The sequence below is a fragment of the Nonomuraea sp. MG754425 genome (assembly GCF_021699195.1).
GTDB lineage: Bacteria > Actinomycetota > Actinomycetes > Streptosporangiales > Streptosporangiaceae > Nonomuraea.
On sequence record NZ_SSXE01000521.1, the window covers coordinates 1 to 421 of the forward strand.

General features: G+C 64.8%; 1 protein-coding gene. It reads right to left on the reverse strand.

The window, feature by feature from the left end; all coding sequences use genetic code 11:
• A partial coding sequence (gene rpsO / locus FAF44_RS53800) for a 30S ribosomal protein S15 (protein ID WP_237111207.1) occupies positions 1 to 188 on the reverse strand: 188 nt, incomplete at its 3' end.
• Between the last annotated feature and the right edge of the window lie 233 nt (positions 189 to 421).

Consider the following 421-nt stretch of genomic DNA (forward strand, 5'->3'; position numbering starts at 1 on the left):
CGGCGACCGTTGAGCATCTGCAACCCGCGACGGCTGTGATGGTCCAGCCGGTGGGTGCGCAGATGCGCGGTGATGTCGGCGATCCGGTGGGTCAACAGCGCGATCTGCACCTCGGGTGAACCGGTGTCACCTTCGAAGGTCGCGTACTGTGCGATGATCGCCTTCTTCTGCGCGTCTTCGAGCGCCATGATCTCCCTTGGTTTCTGGAGGTCGGTCAGCGCGCGCAGTCAGGCCGCCGCAGCGGGGCCGGAAGTCAGGGCCACAGGGCCGGGCAGGCGTGTTCGCGCTGACCAGGGTTTTCTCTGCTGCATTGATCAGAGTCGGTAGGCATGCTGTTTCTCCTCCCGTACGGCGAGACGATCCAGGAAGGCGGTCGGCGGTTCCGTTCGCCGTAGCGATCCTTGGCTGGTCGATGCGCGAA